Annotated in this window: 19 protein-coding genes and 1 tRNA gene; 11 read left to right on the forward strand and 9 right to left on the reverse strand. The window is 55.5% G+C overall.

Annotated features, from left to right (window positions below; genetic code table 11):
- Nucleotides 1-16 precede the first annotated feature (16 nt).
- On the reverse strand, nucleotides 17-190 hold the full coding sequence (locus ACNFCI_RS14325; protein WP_084857035.1) for a DUF3094 family protein: 174 nt from the start codon (nucleotides 188-190) through the stop codon (nucleotides 17-19).
- A gap of 132 nt (nucleotides 191-322) precedes the next feature.
- Nucleotides 323-952 carry a DUF1780 domain-containing protein gene (locus ACNFCI_RS14330; protein WP_084857037.1) on the reverse strand — a complete coding sequence of 210 codons (630 nt, stop codon included), beginning with the start codon at nucleotides 950-952 and terminating at the stop codon, nucleotides 323-325.
- 141 nt (nucleotides 953-1093) lie between these two features.
- On the opposite strand from ACNFCI_RS14330, the gene ACNFCI_RS14335 reads away from it, so the two are divergent.
- The 5 genes from ACNFCI_RS14335 (at nucleotide 1094) to ACNFCI_RS14355 (ending at nucleotide 5236) form a co-directional block, all read left to right on the forward strand.
- Nucleotides 1094-1774, forward strand: coding sequence for an energy-coupling factor ABC transporter permease (locus ACNFCI_RS14335; protein WP_368829381.1), 681 nt, complete (start codon nucleotides 1094-1096; stop codon nucleotides 1772-1774).
- Between the two features lie 404 nt (nucleotides 1775-2178).
- On the forward strand, nucleotides 2179-2667 hold the full coding sequence (locus ACNFCI_RS14340; protein WP_224457928.1) for an Hcp family type VI secretion system effector: 489 nt from the start codon (nucleotides 2179-2181) through the stop codon (nucleotides 2665-2667).
- Nucleotides 2668-2676: 9 nt separating this feature from the next.
- Nucleotides 2677-3651: a hypothetical protein gene (locus tag ACNFCI_RS14345; RefSeq protein ID WP_368829380.1), complete on the forward strand. Its 975-nt coding sequence runs from the start codon at nucleotides 2677-2679 to the stop codon at nucleotides 3649-3651.
- Nucleotides 3652-4139: 488 nt separating this feature from the next.
- Entirely contained in the window at nucleotides 4140-4505 is a 366-nt protein-coding gene (locus tag ACNFCI_RS14350) for a hypothetical protein (protein ID WP_368829379.1), read from the forward strand.
- Between the two features lie 374 nt (nucleotides 4506-4879).
- Nucleotides 4880-5236, forward strand: coding sequence for a hypothetical protein (locus ACNFCI_RS14355; protein WP_368829378.1), 357 nt, complete (start codon nucleotides 4880-4882; stop codon nucleotides 5234-5236).
- Between the two features lie 224 nt (nucleotides 5237-5460).
- Here ACNFCI_RS14355 and yacG read toward each other — a convergent pair whose 3' ends face one another.
- From yacG to ACNFCI_RS14375, 4 genes are read right to left on the reverse strand one after another with little or no spacing between them, the layout of a single operon-like run.
- Nucleotides 5461-5661 (reverse strand): DNA gyrase inhibitor YacG, encoded by a 201-nt coding sequence (yacG, locus tag ACNFCI_RS14360; RefSeq protein ID WP_084857049.1) that lies wholly within the window; start codon nucleotides 5659-5661, stop codon nucleotides 5461-5463.
- Entirely contained in the window at nucleotides 5658-6281 is a 624-nt protein-coding gene (coaE, locus tag ACNFCI_RS14365) for a dephospho-CoA kinase (RefSeq protein WP_368829377.1), read from the reverse strand. The genes yacG and coaE overlap by 4 nt, the downstream gene beginning before the upstream one ends.
- Entirely contained in the window at nucleotides 6281-7147 is an 867-nt protein-coding gene (locus ACNFCI_RS14370) for an A24 family peptidase (RefSeq protein WP_368829376.1), read from the reverse strand. Before ACNFCI_RS14370 ends, coaE begins: the two co-directional genes overlap by 1 nt.
- A 1-nt stretch (nucleotide 7148) precedes the next feature.
- The gene (locus tag ACNFCI_RS14375) at nucleotides 7149-8357 is read right to left on the reverse strand and encodes a type II secretion system F family protein (RefSeq protein ID WP_368829375.1); all 1209 of its coding nucleotides are present in this window, start codon (nucleotides 8355-8357) and stop codon (nucleotides 7149-7151) included.
- Nucleotides 8358-8577: 220 nt separating this feature from the next.
- Here ACNFCI_RS14375 and ACNFCI_RS14380 point away from each other — a divergent pair, with 220 nt between their 5' ends.
- The 6 genes from ACNFCI_RS14380 (at nucleotide 8578) to trfA (ending at nucleotide 12501) form a co-directional block, all read left to right on the forward strand.
- Nucleotides 8578-8988 (forward strand): pilin, encoded by a 411-nt coding sequence (locus ACNFCI_RS14380; protein WP_084857057.1) that lies wholly within the window; start codon nucleotides 8578-8580, stop codon nucleotides 8986-8988.
- An 82-nt stretch (nucleotides 8989-9070) separates the two neighbouring features.
- A tRNA-Thr gene (locus ACNFCI_RS14385) sits at nucleotides 9071-9146 on the forward strand.
- A 165-nt stretch (nucleotides 9147-9311) separates the two neighbouring features.
- On the forward strand, nucleotides 9312-10529 hold the full coding sequence (locus tag ACNFCI_RS14390) for a tyrosine-type recombinase/integrase (RefSeq protein ID WP_200929067.1): 1218 nt from the start codon (nucleotides 9312-9314) through the stop codon (nucleotides 10527-10529).
- On the forward strand, nucleotides 10526-11272 hold the full coding sequence (locus ACNFCI_RS14395; protein WP_216891712.1) for a hypothetical protein: 747 nt from the start codon (nucleotides 10526-10528) through the stop codon (nucleotides 11270-11272). Before ACNFCI_RS14390 ends, ACNFCI_RS14395 begins: the two co-directional genes overlap by 4 nt.
- Nucleotides 11273-11389: 117 nt before the next feature.
- On the forward strand, nucleotides 11390-11593 hold the full coding sequence (locus tag ACNFCI_RS14400) for a helix-turn-helix transcriptional regulator (RefSeq protein ID WP_081502512.1): 204 nt from the start codon (nucleotides 11390-11392) through the stop codon (nucleotides 11591-11593).
- Between the two features lie 2 nt (nucleotides 11594-11595).
- Nucleotides 11596-12501, forward strand: coding sequence for a plasmid replication initiator TrfA (trfA, locus tag ACNFCI_RS14405; protein ID WP_200929069.1), 906 nt, complete (start codon nucleotides 11596-11598; stop codon nucleotides 12499-12501).
- A 410-nt stretch (nucleotides 12502-12911) separates the two neighbouring features.
- Here the strand turns inward: trfA and ACNFCI_RS14410 are convergent, their stop codons facing one another.
- The 3 genes from ACNFCI_RS14410 to ACNFCI_RS14420 are packed head-to-tail and all read right to left on the reverse strand — an operon-like array spanning nucleotide 12912 to nucleotide 14534.
- The gene (locus tag ACNFCI_RS14410) at nucleotides 12912-13376 is read right to left on the reverse strand and encodes a hypothetical protein (RefSeq protein WP_200929070.1); all 465 of its coding nucleotides are present in this window, start codon (nucleotides 13374-13376) and stop codon (nucleotides 12912-12914) included.
- Nucleotides 13373-14299: a site-specific integrase gene (locus ACNFCI_RS14415; protein WP_261242053.1), complete on the reverse strand. Its 927-nt coding sequence runs from the start codon at nucleotides 14297-14299 to the stop codon at nucleotides 13373-13375. Before ACNFCI_RS14415 ends, ACNFCI_RS14410 begins: the two co-directional genes overlap by 4 nt.
- Nucleotides 14292-14534, reverse strand: a complete 243-nt coding sequence (locus ACNFCI_RS14420; protein ID WP_008091975.1) for a hypothetical protein — start codon at nucleotides 14532-14534, stop codon at nucleotides 14292-14294. The genes ACNFCI_RS14415 and ACNFCI_RS14420 overlap by 8 nt, the downstream gene beginning before the upstream one ends.
- Between the last annotated feature and the right edge of the window lie 509 nt (nucleotides 14535-15043).

The following is a 15043-nucleotide window of genomic DNA, read 5'->3' on the forward strand; positions in this document are numbered from 1 at the left end:
GCGAGCGCGAGGCAGCTCATAGCACCAGTCCACTCAGCAGGCGGCTCAACAGGCCCAGACCGATGGTCACCGCGACCACCAGCACAAGGAGCAGCAACGGCCGGAAGGGCCTGCGCTCGACTCGATGCTGGGGGGCACGCAGATACTCATCGACGCGACGCTGATCTTCAGGATTCAGGCGGCTGGTCATGGTGGGCCTCGTCAGATAGACGTTTGTGACTGCGTGCACGCCACAGCGTTCACGCAAGCGCTTGAAACAAATGATAATGCGTTCTATCGCTGGCGCCGAGTGTACGCCATCGCAAAGACTCTCGGCACTGGATCAAAGACTGATGCCCACGTCGAAGACAATGCTGCGCCCCAGGTTGCCGCGTAGGAAATCCGGCGCGTCGGGGTGGGCGAACAGCACTCGGGCAAATGTCGGCCCCACCAGCGACAGTGACCGCCAACCCTGGCGCAGGTACTCGGTGGGCGGCGGGAAATGGCTGTTGAGGTCCAGTACTTCGCGCTTGAGGCTGGCGAAGGCGATGATGTCCAGCTCGCCCAGGTCCAGCCCGCGTTCCTGGTAGTTGTGCGCCTTCTTGCGCAGGGTCGGCGCCAGGCGCCCGAGCAGTTCCTGGGCACTGATCCGCCGTGGCCTGGCCTCGCGGCGCACCAGCTGGCTCAGGGAAAACGCGCTGCGTCGGCGCTGCAACTCCTCGCGCCACTCGTCATTGAGCCGGCGCCCTTCATCGAGCACGAAGAACACCTCGAACGCCGCATCGCGAAACAATACGTCTGGCGGCTCCTGGCCGGCCGGGGTGAAATCCTCGCTGCGGTAGGGAATATTCAGCCCTTGCAGCAGGCGTTGACACACCCAACGCTCGCGTTCCCATTTGCGGGCATTGGACAGAAACGCATTCGCTTGTTCGGCCTGTATGGTGAGCAGGCGCAGGTAGTCTGAGTCATCCATGGGAACAAGCTTAGTCGCTATCGATGACGGTAAGATGCTGTTTGTGCGCAAGAATCGCCCTTCGCCCAACCCGGCCCGGCCGGCGCTGGCAACGATAGGGTGTAGACTCGGCCTATTCGGCACGGCAGAAGGAGCGAACCGGTGATCAGCGCGCAGGTCCTGTCCACCACCAGCCTCACCTTGGGTTGGCTCGGCTACGTGCCCCTGCTCATCTGGGCCCTGGGCCGCACACGCTGGGTGGAGCTGTTCAGCGACAGCCGCCGCCAGCACCTGCTGTTCGGCACCGTGTTCGGCCTGTTCATCCTGTGGTTGGTGCGACGCGACTTCGACACGGGCGTGTCCTACCACTTCATCGGCATGACCGCCGTGACCCTTCTGCTCGACTGGCCATTGGCGATTGTCGGTGGTGCCCTGGCCCAACTCGGCCTGCTCGCCCTCGGGCGCCTGGAGCTGGCCGCGCTGGGCGTCAACGGCCTGTTGATCATCGGCCTGCCAGTGCTGGTGACGGAGGTGTGCGCCATCCTGGTCGAACGCGCCCAGCCGCGTAACCTGTTCGTCTATATCTTCTCGGGGTTCTTCGCTGCGGCATTGTCGGCGCTGCTCTGCCTGCTCGCTGCGCTGGGCCTGCTATGGCTCGATGGGCGTTTCGCCATGCCAGAATGGCTGTCGGACTTCATCGGTTACCTATGGCTGATCATTTTCCCCGAGGCCTTCATCAACGGCACGGTGATCAGCGCGCTGGTGGTGTTCTGCCCAGAATGGCTGGAAACGTTCAACCGCACCCGATACCTGCAGGCACCTTGGAACGACGAAGATCGCTGAGGCCGTGTCGCAGCCAATAAGGCGCGGCTGCTGCGCAGCCCTGTGTGCGGGCTTGTCCCGCGATCGAGGGCGAAGCCCTTGCTATGCCGCCGCGGAGGGCTGGGCCGGTCTAATCGCAGGGCCAGTCGGGCCGCCGCACCCACCGAGCCAGGCTAACTTCAAAACTCCGAACCCCTCCCTGTAGGAGCGGGCTTGCCCCGCGATGGGCCGCGCTCCTTTGGCATTCCCAGAAACAATTTCCTAACTATATAAATCAGTTTTTCCTTATTGTTCGTAGTCCATTTCCGATTTGCCATTTTACCGCCTTCTCTCCATTGCAGCGTCGTTCTCCAGCGCCTAGCCTCGCTCTGCACGACCCATTGCGAGGTCTGTTTCTTTTAATAATGACCAAGGAGAAGGTACGTATGTCGTTCGACGCATTCATTCAAATCGATGGGATTCCAGGCGAAGCGCTGGATGAGAAGTATAGTAAATGGATTGAAATCACTGGTTATCAATTCGGCGTTGCCCAGAGTACTTCTGCGACTGCAAGCTCGGCAGGTGGTGCAACATCGGGGCGTACCAGCTTGACCAATTTTACGTTCACCAAGTACCTAGATAGTGCCAGTTGCAAATTGATGGAGGCTAGCTGTTCCGGCCTGCACCTGAAAGAAGTCAAGCTGGCACTTTGCCGAGCAGGCGGCGAAAAGCTCAAATATTACGAGGTCATTCTCGAAGAGGTAATCATTGCTGATTATGCGCAGCAGGTGAATGCCGGTGTGCCGACAGAAATTGTACAACTCAATTACGGGCGTATCAAAACAACCTATGTTCAGCAGAAACGCGAAGATGGCACGGGTGGCGGCAATGTAACGGGCGGTTGGGATCGAATTGGTAACAAGAAGTACGCGTGAGGTATTCATATGTCTGAAGCCCGGTCGTTCATTAACCCCAAAACCCAGACTTATGAAACGCTAAAGAGTAACTTGTCGCTTTCAGGTTATTCGGCGGCTAAGTTTGATATTCTGAATGCGCATATCTTTAACAGTGTTGTCTCGGAAGGTGAGTTGGTCATTGTGGGAGACTTTTCCACGCCGTCCTGCACCAGTCATGAGGCTTTTTTGATGGCTGAAGCCAGTAACATTCATACTGCGTTGGTGCTAAATGATGTTGGCTCGGATGGGTTCTTTCTCGAAAATTTCGATTTCCTAAAAAGTTTGCTTGGCTATGCATCATTGGGAGTGGGGGTGGTTAGTGATGCTTGGAGTAAACATATGAAAGAAATAAAAGATACACTTGTGCATATAGAGAATGCCTATCAGGAGTATTTGCATGATAAGGCTCCCGAGGCTCGCAATAGATTCTATATGAAACGTGCCGATTTGTTCTCTACGCTTAGAAAACAATTAAAGAATATAGCTGCATACGGTTCTGGATTGCGACGTGATGCCTCGGTGAAAAGGTTATTAAATATTTCCACCAAGCGATATCTCCATGCGGGAGAAATAAAGGGGTACGCTGAGAAGGTCGATGGAGTTGCAAAGGCAACAAAGTTTCTTAAAAAAGGTTTTTATGTCGGAATGTCTTTTGATGTGATGTCCACAGCTTTATCGATTAATAAAGCCTGCACGCTTGGTCGTGAGGGTGAATGCAGTAAGGCTACTTATGTGGAAGGCGGGGCGTTAATAGGTGGCATGAGCGGGGCGTCGATCGGTGGGATGATGGGCAGCACAGCTGGCAAAGCGGCTTGCTTAGCCATTGGAGTTTCGTCCCTTGGCACAGGGGCATTGGCTTGTAGCATTATTGGTGCAGCGGGAGGAGCAGTTCTCGCGGGTGAGATTGGAAATGACTTTGGTGGAAAAATTGGTCTGCGGTTATATGATGATTTTTTGAATTGATAGGGTGGCGTCAACTTGATTGGGATAGTTGTATTTATAACTATGGTCTTGACTGCTTGTTCTTTGGCTTATCTGTCAGGTAGATACTTGGACTACGTGGAATCACTATTATCAAATAGTGCTTTTGTCATGAGTAATCGAACTGGACCAGGTAGTGCGGGGGTGCTAGGCAGAATGTCACGTCTTTACTCAATCGCATTGATGTTGGCGTTTCCAAGATTTTTTATATGGCGAGGGCTGCTTGACTTAAATGATTTTGAGCGTTTCCCTTTACCTGCGCGATTGTGGTTGGTGTTTGTTTTCTATTTTTGCTTTTTTATAGTTGGGGCGCTAGCTTTCTGTGATTTGAAGGGGGCTTGTTAGATGCGTTTGGCATGAGGTCGTTACTTTAGGAGTGTGCGGGGCAGATGGTGAGGCATGGCTGAAGAGATGTTGGGGCGTAGCCAGGGTAGTTCTGAAAAGTACCAACATGAGTGTATGGGTGATTGATGAGTATTAACCCGGCATTGTTGATGATGATTTTGTTTTTTTTGGCGTTTAGTGGTTTTTTGGTATTTTGTTATGTGGCCGCCCGTTATGCGGATTGTATGGAGTCATATCTGCCTACTAGTCATTACATGAGGGGGAATAAAAAACGTTTTTCGGAGATGGGGCTTGTCGGCAAAGTCCTCCGGGCTGGTGCAATATCTGTGGTTTTAACCGCCCCAAAGTTGTTTGTGCGTAAAGGGGTAGTGAATATGAAAGAGATCGATGCTTTTCCTTGGAGAATGAAATGGTGTCTAATTTTCCTGTGGAATGGGTGGGTGGCGCTATATTTTATATTGGTGTTTGTGGCTTTTATTGCCGAGGTTTAGATGATGCACTGGCGTTACTGTGCAAAATTAATGTTTGCGACGGCTTGTCGGGATAAACTCTAAGATCTTGAAAACTTCAAATCCGAGTCCTTGGGTAGCGGTCGTACAAATCTTTCGGAAGCCATTGCTGCCTTCCAGGTAGCCGCGATCGCTGTGAGCTTGAATTGCTCGGTGTATTTACCCATAGATTCCCCCAAGGGTTGGGTTGGTGCCCAAATTTCTTGGAGCAGCCCACTTGTATGGGAGCGGGCTTGCCCCGCGATGGGGCGCGAAGCGGCCCCGTTTGCAGGTGCTGCTGGAGGAATGATCGGAGGGATATCAGGTGGTAGTCAAGGAGAGTGTTTTGGCGAATACCTATATAAGACTGTAGAAGAATGAGTATTCATCTTGGACTGCTAGCTTTTATTGTATATGCACTCATGATTAGCGGTTTTTTAGTATTTTGTTATGTCTCGTCACGTTGTGTCGACTATTTAGAGTCGCTATTGCCGACCAGTGGCTTTATGCTGGCAAATAAGAAAAATTTTTTGGAGATGGGGCTGATTGGTAAGGTGCATAGGGTCGGGGTGATTGCTCTGGTTTTGGCTTTCCCAAAATTTTTCGCTCGTAGGGGGTTAATCAATATCAAGGAGGTTGAGGCGTTTCCTGTACGTACGAGATGGTTATTAGTCACACTATGGGGATTTTGGAATGTTATGTTTCTTTTGTTTGGTGGGCTGAGTTTTTTGTAAATAAATGCTGTGGAGCATTTTAACGTGTGGAAGCTCGCGGTTAGTGCTTAGCTGCGCTTGTGGATAACGGCGATAATTTAAATTTTTTATAAAATACTCGGCGGGCTACGACTACTGGCCGCTAAGATCGCGGAAACTTCAAAAACCGAGCTTTCGGGAAGCGCTCGTACAGCCGGTGATGGGCCGCGTAGCGGCCCCAATTACACAAGTGACTGGAGGGTGCCTCAATGCCGAGGCTCAAGATCCCCAGAATAAAGCTCATCCTCCGACTCATCCGCCCCCGGAATCTTATGTTCCTCAGCCGCCCAGGCCCCCAGGTCGATCAGTTTGCAACGGTCAGAACAAAACGGCCGAAACGGGCTCTTCTCGCTCCATTCCACAGGTGCACCGCATGTCGGGCAGTCCACAGTCATCGGCTGGCTCATGGCTGGCCTCCTCGTAACGTCAGGTAAAAGTGGTGCAGACGGTCGATCTGCTCATGCAACCAGCCAAGGTCACGGTCATTGACCACCACGTCATCGGCATGGCGCAACCGTTCCTCGCGGGCCGCCTGGGCCTTGAGGATCGCCTGCACCTGCTCGGGGCTGGTGTTGTCCCGCGCCAGGGTGCGCTGGATCTGTAGCGCCTGCGGTGCATCGATCACCAGCACCCGCTGGGTCTTCTCGATCTGGCCAGACTCCACCAACAGCGGCGAGACATAGATCGCATAGGGCGACTCGGCCTTGGCCAGGTAGCTGAAGATCTCCTGCCCGATCAACGGGTGCAGCAGTTCTTCCAGCCAGCGGCGTTGGGTGGGGTCGGCAAAGATCAGCTGGCGCAGGGCCGCGCGGTCAAGCTGCCCGTCGCCCTGCAGCACGCCAGGCCCGAAGCGCTCGACGATGCTCGCCAATGCCGGCCGGCCAGGCTCCACGACCCAACGCGCCGCCTGGTCGGCATCGACCAGGTGCACACCCAGCTCCACAAAACGCGCTGCCGCGGCGCTCTTGCCGCTGCCGATGCCGCCGGTGAGCCCGAGAATCCAAGGGGTAAATGCCGCAGTGGTCATCAGTTTCCAAGCAGTTGCATGTAAGAGACGTATATTTCATCACCCCAGAGCATCGCGATCCAGCCCGCAATGGCCAGGTACGGCCCAAAAGGCATGGTCGAGCCCATCGATGCCTTGCGCAGGCGCAACAGGCACACGCCGATCACCGCCCCCACCACCGATGACAACAGCAGCGTCAGCGGCAACGCGTGCCAGCCGCCCCAGGCGCCGATCAGTGCCAGCAGTTTGAAATCGCCGTAGCCCAGCCCTTCCTTGCCGGTGACCAGCTTGAACAGCCAGTACACCACCCAGAGGCTCAGGTAACCGATGATCGCCCCCCACACGGCTTCAGGCAGCGGCACGAACACGCCGAAGGTGTTGCAGGCCAGCCCCAGCCAAAGCACCGGCTTGACCAGCGCATCGGGCAGCAGCTGGTGATCGCTGTCGATCAGGCTCAGGCTCAGCAGGCTCCAGGTCAGCGCCAGACCAAGCAGTGTCTGCAGCGTCGGCCCGAATTGCCAAGCCACAACCACCGAAAGCACAGCGCACCCCAGCTCCACCAGCGGGTAGCGGATGCCGATGGAGGCCTTGCACGCCGAGCACCGCCCACGCAGGGCCAGGTAACTGAGCACCGGGATATTCTCCCAGGCGCGAATACGATGCTCGCAATGGGAACAACGCGATGCCGGCAGGCACAGGTCGAAGCGCTCGTGCTCCTGCACGGGCAGGCCAAGCACCTCCTGCGCCTCCCGCTGCCATTGGCGTTCGAGCATGATCGGCAGCCGATACGCCACCACATTGATGAAGCTCCCGACCAGCAGGCCCAGCAGGCCTGCAAAAGTCAAAAACAGTGCCGGCTGGCCGGCGAGAAAAGTCCAGAGATTCATGTCAGACCAAGTTACCCAACTGGAAGATCGGCAAGTACATGGCGACCACCAGGCCACCCACCACCACGCCGAGCACCAGCACGATGGCGGGCTCCAGCAGGCTGGTCAACTGGTCGAGAGCCTGGCTGACCTGTTCTTCGTAGTGCGTGGCGGCTTTTTTCAGCATCTGGTCGAGCGTGCCGCTGGATTCGCCGATCGCCGCCAGTTGCACCAGCAAGGGCGGAAACAGCGGGTCCCCCCCCATCGCCTGGTGCAACCCCTGGCCGTTGCCCATGGCCTGGCGCAGGCGCAAGACCGCCCGCTCATGCACCTGCCCACCACACACCGTCGCCACCGTACCCAGCGCATCGAGCAATGGCACCCCAGCCCCATAGGCCGTGGCCAGGCCCCGTGCAAAGCGTGCCAACGCCGCCTGCCCGAGCAGCTTGCCGAGCACCGGCACCCGCAACGCCTGGCGTGTTATCCACTGGCGAGCCGGCGCATGACGCCGGTGAAGCTCGCGCACGCCCACCATCAACAACACAACCACCGCCACCAACCAAGGCGCATAACGACCAAGCCCTGTGGACAAGTCGATCACCCACTGCGTGAACGCCGGCAGCGCCGAATCGAAGCTGGCGAACAACCCCTGGAACCGCGGCACCACCTCCAGCAGCAACAGCGCCGACACCCCCAGCCCGGTCAGCAACAGCAGCAACGGATAGAGCATCGCCTTGCGTACCCGGCGCTGTAGCGCCTGGCGCTGCTCCAGCATGCCCGCCAGTTGCTCGAGCTGCTCATCCAGCGTGCCGGACTGCTCACCCATCCGCACCAGATTGCAGTACAGCCGGTCGAACCACAGCGGGTGGCGTTGCAGCGCCTCGGCCAGGCCCAGCCCCGCGCCAACATCCTGTTGCAATTGCGCCAGCAACCGACCCAGGTGCTCATCGCCCCCGCTGCGCCCCATCACCTCGAATGCCTGCAGCAGCGGCACGCCCGCCTTGAGCAAAGTCGCCAGCTGCCGACTGAACCCCGCCGCATCCGCCTTGCCACGCCCTGCTGGCCAGCGCCATTGCACGCGGCTCGCAGGCCGCACCCGCCCCACGCGGATACCCTGGCGCTGCAGGTCGGCCCGCACGTATGCCAGGCTGCGCCCCTCGGTGCGGCCGTTGATTCTGTTGCCGTTGATAGTGGTGCCTTCCCAGGCGTACACGCGTGTCGAATGGCTCATGCAAAAGTCCTTTGTTGCAATGCCGACAAGCCCCGTAACAGCTTGCCGTGCCCATGGCCGGGCGGGTTTCCCTGTTGGTCTCTAGAGTAGTCCAGCGAGCCCGGCATCCAGGCGGGCAGGGGTGACAAAAGGTGTCGGTTCGGCTCTACTGCGCGCCTGTCTGTCCTAGGTGTCCGAGATTGGATCCAAGGCATAGCCGTATCAACAAGGAAAAGCGTTCATGAAAGGGCAACGGGGCATCACCCTGATCGAGCTGATGATCGTCGTGGCGATCATCGGCATCGTGGCGACCATCGCCATTCCCATGTACACCAACCAGCAAGCCCGCGCCAAAGCCAGCGCCGGCCTTGCGGAAATCTCCGCACTCAAGACCGCCATGGAACTGCGCCTGAACGAAGGCAAGGACGTCGCCGACGTCACCGTCCTCGGCGGCCAGCCCACCACCGCCCACTGCGCCATCACCGCCCGTGGTACCGCAGCCGACGGCACCGCGGCAATCACCTGTACCCTCGCCGATGCACCGGCCAACGTACTCGGCAAGACCCTGACCTTGACCCGCACCACCACCGGCTGGCGCTGCACCACCACGGTGGAAGAAGACCTCGCGCCGAACGGCTGCAAGGGCGCCTGAGGCTGGCGCCAGGGGAGGAGGAATAAGCGAGGGGAAACAGGGGTTTGCGTAACGCCCGCGGCAGTGGTAGCGTTGCGCTCACGCCGGTGTAGCTCAGTCGGTAGAGCAGCGCACTCGTAACGCGAAGGTCGCAGGTTCGATTCCTGTCTCCGGCACCAGTCAATAGGTTCATGCAGTGCCAAGCAGTCGCATGAAACCCCTCAGAAGCCCGCCTAGTGCGGGCTTTTGGTTTCATGCAGTGCCATCCCGTCCCATCCCAGCCCTTGCTATCTGAGTACCCCTGCGAGTACCTTTGCGCTGTTCAATAATCTATGGGTACTCGCATGCCTTTGACAGCGCTGCAAGTGAAGAACGCTGCACCCCGTGAAAAGGACTTTGGCCTCGCTGACGGAGGTGGCTTATTCCTCTGGGTTCGAGCCGCCGGCGGCAAGTCTTGGCGCTTCCGATTCAGGCTGGACGGTAAGCAGTCACACATTTCTTTGGGCACTATCGACAACGTGACGTTGGCGCAGGCTCGCCAGCTTGCGTTTGATGCACGCCAGCTGGTTTCACAGGGGCGGCATCCAGGCCTTGAGAGAAAGGTCGCTCGGGCCCAGGCGGCAATTTCTCGTGCCAATACCTTCAAAAGTCTCGCACTGGAGTGGCATCAGCATAAGTCTGCACGCTGGTCAGAAGGGTATGCGACTGACGTCATCGAGGCTTTTGAGCTGGACATCTTTCCGCAGGTTGGAAGCTTGCCTCTGTCTGAGATCAAGCCTATGCAGTGGTTACAGGTCTTCCGCCGCATAGAGTCGCGTGGGGCTTTAGAAAAGCTACGCAAGGTTCGACAGCGCTGCCAAGAGGTGTACCGCTTTGCGATTGCCACCGGCAGGGTCGAGTACAACCCCATTGCAGATATCGGAGGGGCACTTCAAACGCCTACCTCCCGGCACTACCCCTTCCTTCCTATCGCAGAAATCCCGGATCTGATTCGAGGCTTCCAGGCGTGCCCAGGGCATGACGTGGTGAAAATTGCTACCCGTTTGCTAATTCTCACGGGTGTACGGACTGCTGAGCTCAGAGGGGCGCCGTGGTCTGAGTTTGACCTCGAAAATGCCCTTTGGACGATTCCAGCTCAGCGGATGAAAATGCGCCGGGCCCATCTAGTTCCTCTGCCGAAACAAGCTGTGTCTGCACTGCGTGAGCTAGAAAGCATCACCGGTGGCTACACGCTCGCATTTCCTGGTCGGAATGACCCCGCTAAGCCGATGAGCGAGGCCGCCATCAATCAGCTGCTGAAACGCTCGGGTTACGACGGCAGAGCCACAGGGCATGGATTCCGTCACACAATGTCCACCACCCTGCATGAGCAGGGGTACCGCAGCGAGTGGGTGGAAACCCAACTGGCGCATGTGGACAAGAACAGTATTCGAGGAACCTATAATCACGCTCAGTACCTTGAAGGGCGTCGTGAAATGCTTCAGTGGTATGCCAACCATTTAGATGCTTTGTCGTGTGGGGCTGCCGAGATTTCTATTAAAGGAAGAGAGTGTGCACAGTGAGTGATGATTTTATGCGCCTGTCTGATCTGGTGCCGAGATACGCTCGATTCTACAAAATTAGCCCGCAAGAAGCTGCATACGCGCTGTATGAACTGATTGAGAGATTATATGTTGAGTACGGTGTAAATCGATTTCTTCCCAATTCGGTTAATGATGTTTTTTGGGTTGGTTGTTTTGGAAGTCATGACCGATCCCCCGGAACTCATGTGATCTATTTTCAGGAGTTGAGCAAGTATTTCTACGAGATTTTTTGCTCGCAGAGCAAGGGTGATAAAAATAAACTGAGCTGTTATTGTGAGGAGGCACAGCGGTCGATAGATGTTCCTGATAGCGTAGTTTGTTTTTCAGGGTCCGTCTTAGTAGAGTGGATTTTGAATGCAGGGTTTGAAAGTCCAGATTTTCTGTTAAATACTAATTTAGCTGAGAAAGCTAAGGGTAGGAGCGATGGCGGGCTCAACGAGCAGGAGTTGGGTACTGTCATCAAGATTGTAAATGGTCTGGTTGATATAATAAAGGCAGTTGATAAGGCTCATCGCGAGTCGCCGACTAATTATGATGATAAGGTTAGCTCAAGTAATATCAAACGTTATGCCTGTACGCTCAGTAACCCGCCGCGTAAGAATTCTGATGTGTGCTCTACCTTGATAGCTCTCGCGGAGGAGGCTGGAGTTGACATGCCTTCATATCATGGAACCATGCGAAAATATATGGGTATACAGTCCAAGTCCGATACAAAGGCGTGACTTATCCTTAGCGAAAATCTTGAGGAACCCTATGAGAATTTGAGGTTCCTCATGACTCCTCTACTGCGGTGCCATTGAATGCCTAGCCATCCAATCCGGCCTCAGGAGGCCCTGTAGATGGCTAACCAATCTGTTTCACCTTTGTTGCTTCGCCTGCCGGGAGTCTGTGCCCTAGTAGGGCTAAGCAAGTCTCAGATCTACCGTTTGATTCGAGCCGGCGAGTTTCCTCCTGGAATCTCTCTCGGAGCGAATTCTGTAGCATGGCCTGCCGAGCAGGTACAGGCTTGGGTAGCGGATAAAATCAGTTCCTCTGTTCGTTGACGATGGCTACAAATCCGCCACTTCCACCACGCGTAAATATCAAGATAGAGGAGCTTAGAAAGAGCTCTATTGCTAGGCGTAAAGAAAAAGATAAGCACGTTGAGGTCGAGGTTGAAGCCAAGCGAGAATCACTACCAAACTGGTCCGACTCAGTTAGGCGTGTACCTAATGTGGCTCTTAGATCGGCGTTGTTTGGGGCCATGAGGAAGGGGGCGCGTCCTTATGTTGAACAAATGGAGGTCAATGCGCTAGGTAGTGTCAGTATCCTCTATACAGGTGCTCTCCTTGATCAAGGTGATTTGGACGTTTGGACAGCAGTTCTACATTTGGCGCGAATGCAAGATTTGGGAGTCGAGTGCAGAATTACTGCCTACCGCCTTTTAAAAGTTTTGGGGAAAACCGATTCGGGTAAAAATCGACGTGTTTTGGACCTGAGCATCAGTCGCTTGAAAGCTACGGCTTTGCAGGTGAAGGTTGGTCGGTACGCATATGAAGGCAGCTTGATTCATGAGGTTTATCGCGATCATCATGAGCGAAGTGAACGAATTTATGTCGTACGATTAAATCCGAAGCTCGGAGTGTTCTTTCGTGAAGATCAATTCACCGATGTAGATTTGTCAATAAGGTATGCGCTGCGCGGTAAGCCGCTTGCACAGTGGCTACATGGATTCTATTCCAGTCACGCACGGCCATATGATCTTAAAGTCGAAACTTTGCATAGGTTGTGCAGAAGTCGTGCAAGCTCCTTGATTGATTTTAAAAAGGACTTGCTGAAGTCTCTTGAGGCAGTAAAGCAAGCAAGTGCCAATGTTGGTAGACCGTTTAGCTATCTTGTTGAAGCTCATTTGGTCCAAGTTAAGACGACTCCTAGCGCCTCTCAAAAGCGGCACCTAGATAAGAAACGTTGATACCGTCCCAGTCCCGCTGGTACCGTTTCAGCACTCCTGCTCGTAACGTACCAGCCTTCTACTTATAAAGTTCCAGCGCCCCTGGCGATGCTGTTCCAGCGCTCCTGTCATACTGTTCCAGCACTCCTGCCGATGCCGTTCCGGCGCTCCTGTCGATACCGTTCCAGCACCCCTGCCGATACCGTTCCAGCACTCCTGCCGATGCCGTTCCAGCGCCCCTGAATACCGTTCTAGCACCCTTAGAATACCGTTCTGACACCCCCGCCATTACCGTTCCAGCACCCCTTGGACGACTTGAAAAATCGCGCTCCAGCCCAGTAGGAATAGGGTGTCGGCCGTACCACGGGAGGCTGCTAATCACTTACTAATCAAATCTAATCGCTGCTTTGCAGTTGGGTGCTAATAACTGACTATGTGAAGAGATTACGATCCCTCTGGAGGGCTTGTTTCACGACTGCGGCCGTCGCATCGTCGCCAGTAGCCCATGTCTCCATCAGCACGTTTAGGTAAGCGATGCGGTCGTGCATCAACTTGACCTGTCTCTGATCGTCAGAGGCGGCCTTAATCGCGGCGTCTCGCTCTTGGTCTGCGATACCGAGAATCTGCATAAGGCTAGCTACCTCACGTCGATGATGCGTTGCAGTTGCAGCTAAGCGCTCAAGGTGCAGCTGTTCGAGAGCTTCAATTTCTTCGCCTTGTTCTCTGTGCAGAGCTAGCTGTCGCTGAGTGCTGGCATCCAGCAATGTTTCAGTTTGCGATATAGCTTCTTTGCTCTCGATAAGTAGTAGGAGGAGCACGACAATTAGAATGAGCGAAGCACCTAAAACGAAGAGAAGGCAGCTGTGAATCAGGGTTGGATCGACGGTGGTGCTCAACGTAGGTAGACCTCGGTAATCTCAGGGCGGAAGTGGCCCAGTTCCTGTGAGACCACCTCCAAGGCTTGTTTCCGTGGGAGATGACGTTGTAGTGAAGCCATTCGCTCTTGAGCGTACGTGTGCCGTAAACCATGTGCGCCATTTGACCAGCCGAGAGCCTCCTTCGAGGCAGTGCTGACGCTTTTGCTCCAAGGCTGGCCGCCGCCTATTGCATAGAATTGCTGGTAGTTGATGCCGCGATCCGTTACGACCCGTGGTGCCGCCAGCCGGGTCCTCTCTAATCGTTGAGCCAGCGGAATCGGGATACGCACCTCACGAACCAGTCCACCTTTACCGTGAACGGTGTAGCTGATCGTGGTTTCCCGAATTCCCGCAAATTTCATCCCGTGCGTTGGACGTTCATCCGCTACACGGCGATGAGTTCTTTGGAGGCTCAGCAATTCATGTGCACGGAGACCCGCTGCGTATGCAATCTCTGTCGCAAGCGAGTTGTGAGGCGCTTGCCGAGAGGCGATCAGCGTCATCTGCTCGCGGTTATATGTTCGTGTTTGGTTGGCCAAACGGCGACCCAAAGTCGGATGCTCCTTCGTGCTCGTGCGAGCGGTCGCGCTGCTCTTGATTACTTCTAGAGTCTGGCCTAGCGGCAGTTTTAGGGTGACGTGCTGCATCATGGCCTGGAGAGCCTGACGCTCCATATCCAGGGTTTTCTGGCCCACGGTCGTCGCTCTTTGCTGCAGGTAGCTAATAGCGCGATCAGGAGTCATTTCACGAAGGCTGCCTAAGCGATGCTCCTGTAGGTAAGCGGTGATGCGTACCAACCGCTGCTCGTAGTTACGGACAGTGCCCACGGATCGAATGTGGGTGCCCTGGAGCTTTTTCATCACGGATGCAGCTTGCTTTGTAGGCTTGGCAAACTTAGCCACTCAGGCGATTCCGATGTAGCCATCGGTGCACTGTAGAGCGCTGAATCTTGATACCCTTTTCCGCTATCCAGCGTTGCAGTTCAGTGCCATTGCAGCCTGCGGAATCAAGCTGCAACAGCTCGTACTTATAGTTATCCAGCAATGAGCGACGTTGGGCATAGGTTCGGGGTTTTCTCCGAATCCTAGATTCGGCCTTGAGGCGTGCAGTAATGCTCTGCGCATCGAATTCGCTCATGGGATTCTCTCTATCAGGTGTAAGAACTCCTGACCGTTGCCGGTTCAGCGACACACCATCCGCAGATGGTTCGTTGTGTGCCTGTTCGCCCCCCTTAGCATGAGATGCAGGCGGGGACTGTTCACGCCTACTCGGATTCTCCGAGTGTGTTCCTGAGTGTCCGCTCAGGTTCGGCTGCCATTGGGTCTGGCTGACCATGTTGGGTTGTCTTCTCTCCTCAAGTGATTGGTCGTTGATGGTCCCGATATGTAGTCGGCGTTGGGCCGGACACACACGCGATGACGCAGGTGTGGCCGATGGGCTAATGCCCGCGATGACGCAGGCCGAGCCCCCTGCCACTGTCCCAACCCATGAATCACATGGGTAACGAGACTGCCGGGCAGTGCGGTTTGGTTCGTGATCAGCTTACGAAAATGGGGGAGGGCAAACAACGCAACTGCGCTGCGTTGTATTTGTTGCGCGAAATCAAACCGTTCGATGGTGCCCGCTATGTGGCGCGACGTTTAGGA

The organism is Pseudomonas sp. NY15356 (assembly GCF_048068175.1).
Classification (GTDB): domain Bacteria; phylum Pseudomonadota; class Gammaproteobacteria; order Pseudomonadales; family Pseudomonadaceae; genus Aquipseudomonas; species Aquipseudomonas putida_K.

Coding starts and splice junctions, on each gene's coding strand:
- ACNFCI_RS14390 (WP_200929067.1), top strand. CDS start 9,312: ATGCCTTTGACAGCGCTGCAAGTGAAGAACGCTGCACCCCGTGAAAAG.
- ACNFCI_RS14350 (WP_368829379.1), top strand. CDS start 4,140: ATGAGTATTAACCCGGCATTGTTGATGATGATTTTGTTTTTTTTGGCG.
- ACNFCI_RS14330 (WP_084857037.1), bottom strand. CDS start 952: ATGGATGACTCAGACTACCTGCGCCTGCTCACCATACAGGCCGAACAA.
- trfA (WP_200929069.1), top strand. CDS start 11,596: ATGGCTACAAATCCGCCACTTCCACCACGCGTAAATATCAAGATAGAG.
- ACNFCI_RS14340 (WP_224457928.1), top strand. CDS start 2,179: ATGTCGTTCGACGCATTCATTCAAATCGATGGGATTCCAGGCGAAGCG.
- ACNFCI_RS14345 (WP_368829380.1), top strand. CDS start 2,677: ATGTCTGAAGCCCGGTCGTTCATTAACCCCAAAACCCAGACTTATGAA.
- ACNFCI_RS14375 (WP_368829375.1), bottom strand. CDS start 8,357: ATGAGCCATTCGACACGCGTGTACGCCTGGGAAGGCACCACTATCAAC.
- ACNFCI_RS14370 (WP_368829376.1), bottom strand. CDS start 7,147: ATGAATCTCTGGACTTTTCTCGCCGGCCAGCCGGCACTGTTTTTGACT.
- ACNFCI_RS14325 (WP_084857035.1), bottom strand. CDS start 190: ATGACCAGCCGCCTGAATCCTGAAGATCAGCGTCGCGTCGATGAGTAT.
- ACNFCI_RS14380 (WP_084857057.1), top strand. CDS start 8,578: ATGAAAGGGCAACGGGGCATCACCCTGATCGAGCTGATGATCGTCGTG.
- ACNFCI_RS14400 (WP_081502512.1), top strand. CDS start 11,390: ATGGCTAACCAATCTGTTTCACCTTTGTTGCTTCGCCTGCCGGGAGTC.
- ACNFCI_RS14355 (WP_368829378.1), top strand. CDS start 4,880: ATGAGTATTCATCTTGGACTGCTAGCTTTTATTGTATATGCACTCATG.
- ACNFCI_RS14420 (WP_008091975.1), bottom strand. CDS start 14,534: ATGAGCGAATTCGATGCGCAGAGCATTACTGCACGCCTCAAGGCCGAA.
- coaE (WP_368829377.1), bottom strand. CDS start 6,281: ATGACCACTGCGGCATTTACCCCTTGGATTCTCGGGCTCACCGGCGGC.
- yacG (WP_084857049.1), bottom strand. CDS start 5,661: ATGAGCCAGCCGATGACTGTGGACTGCCCGACATGCGGTGCACCTGTG.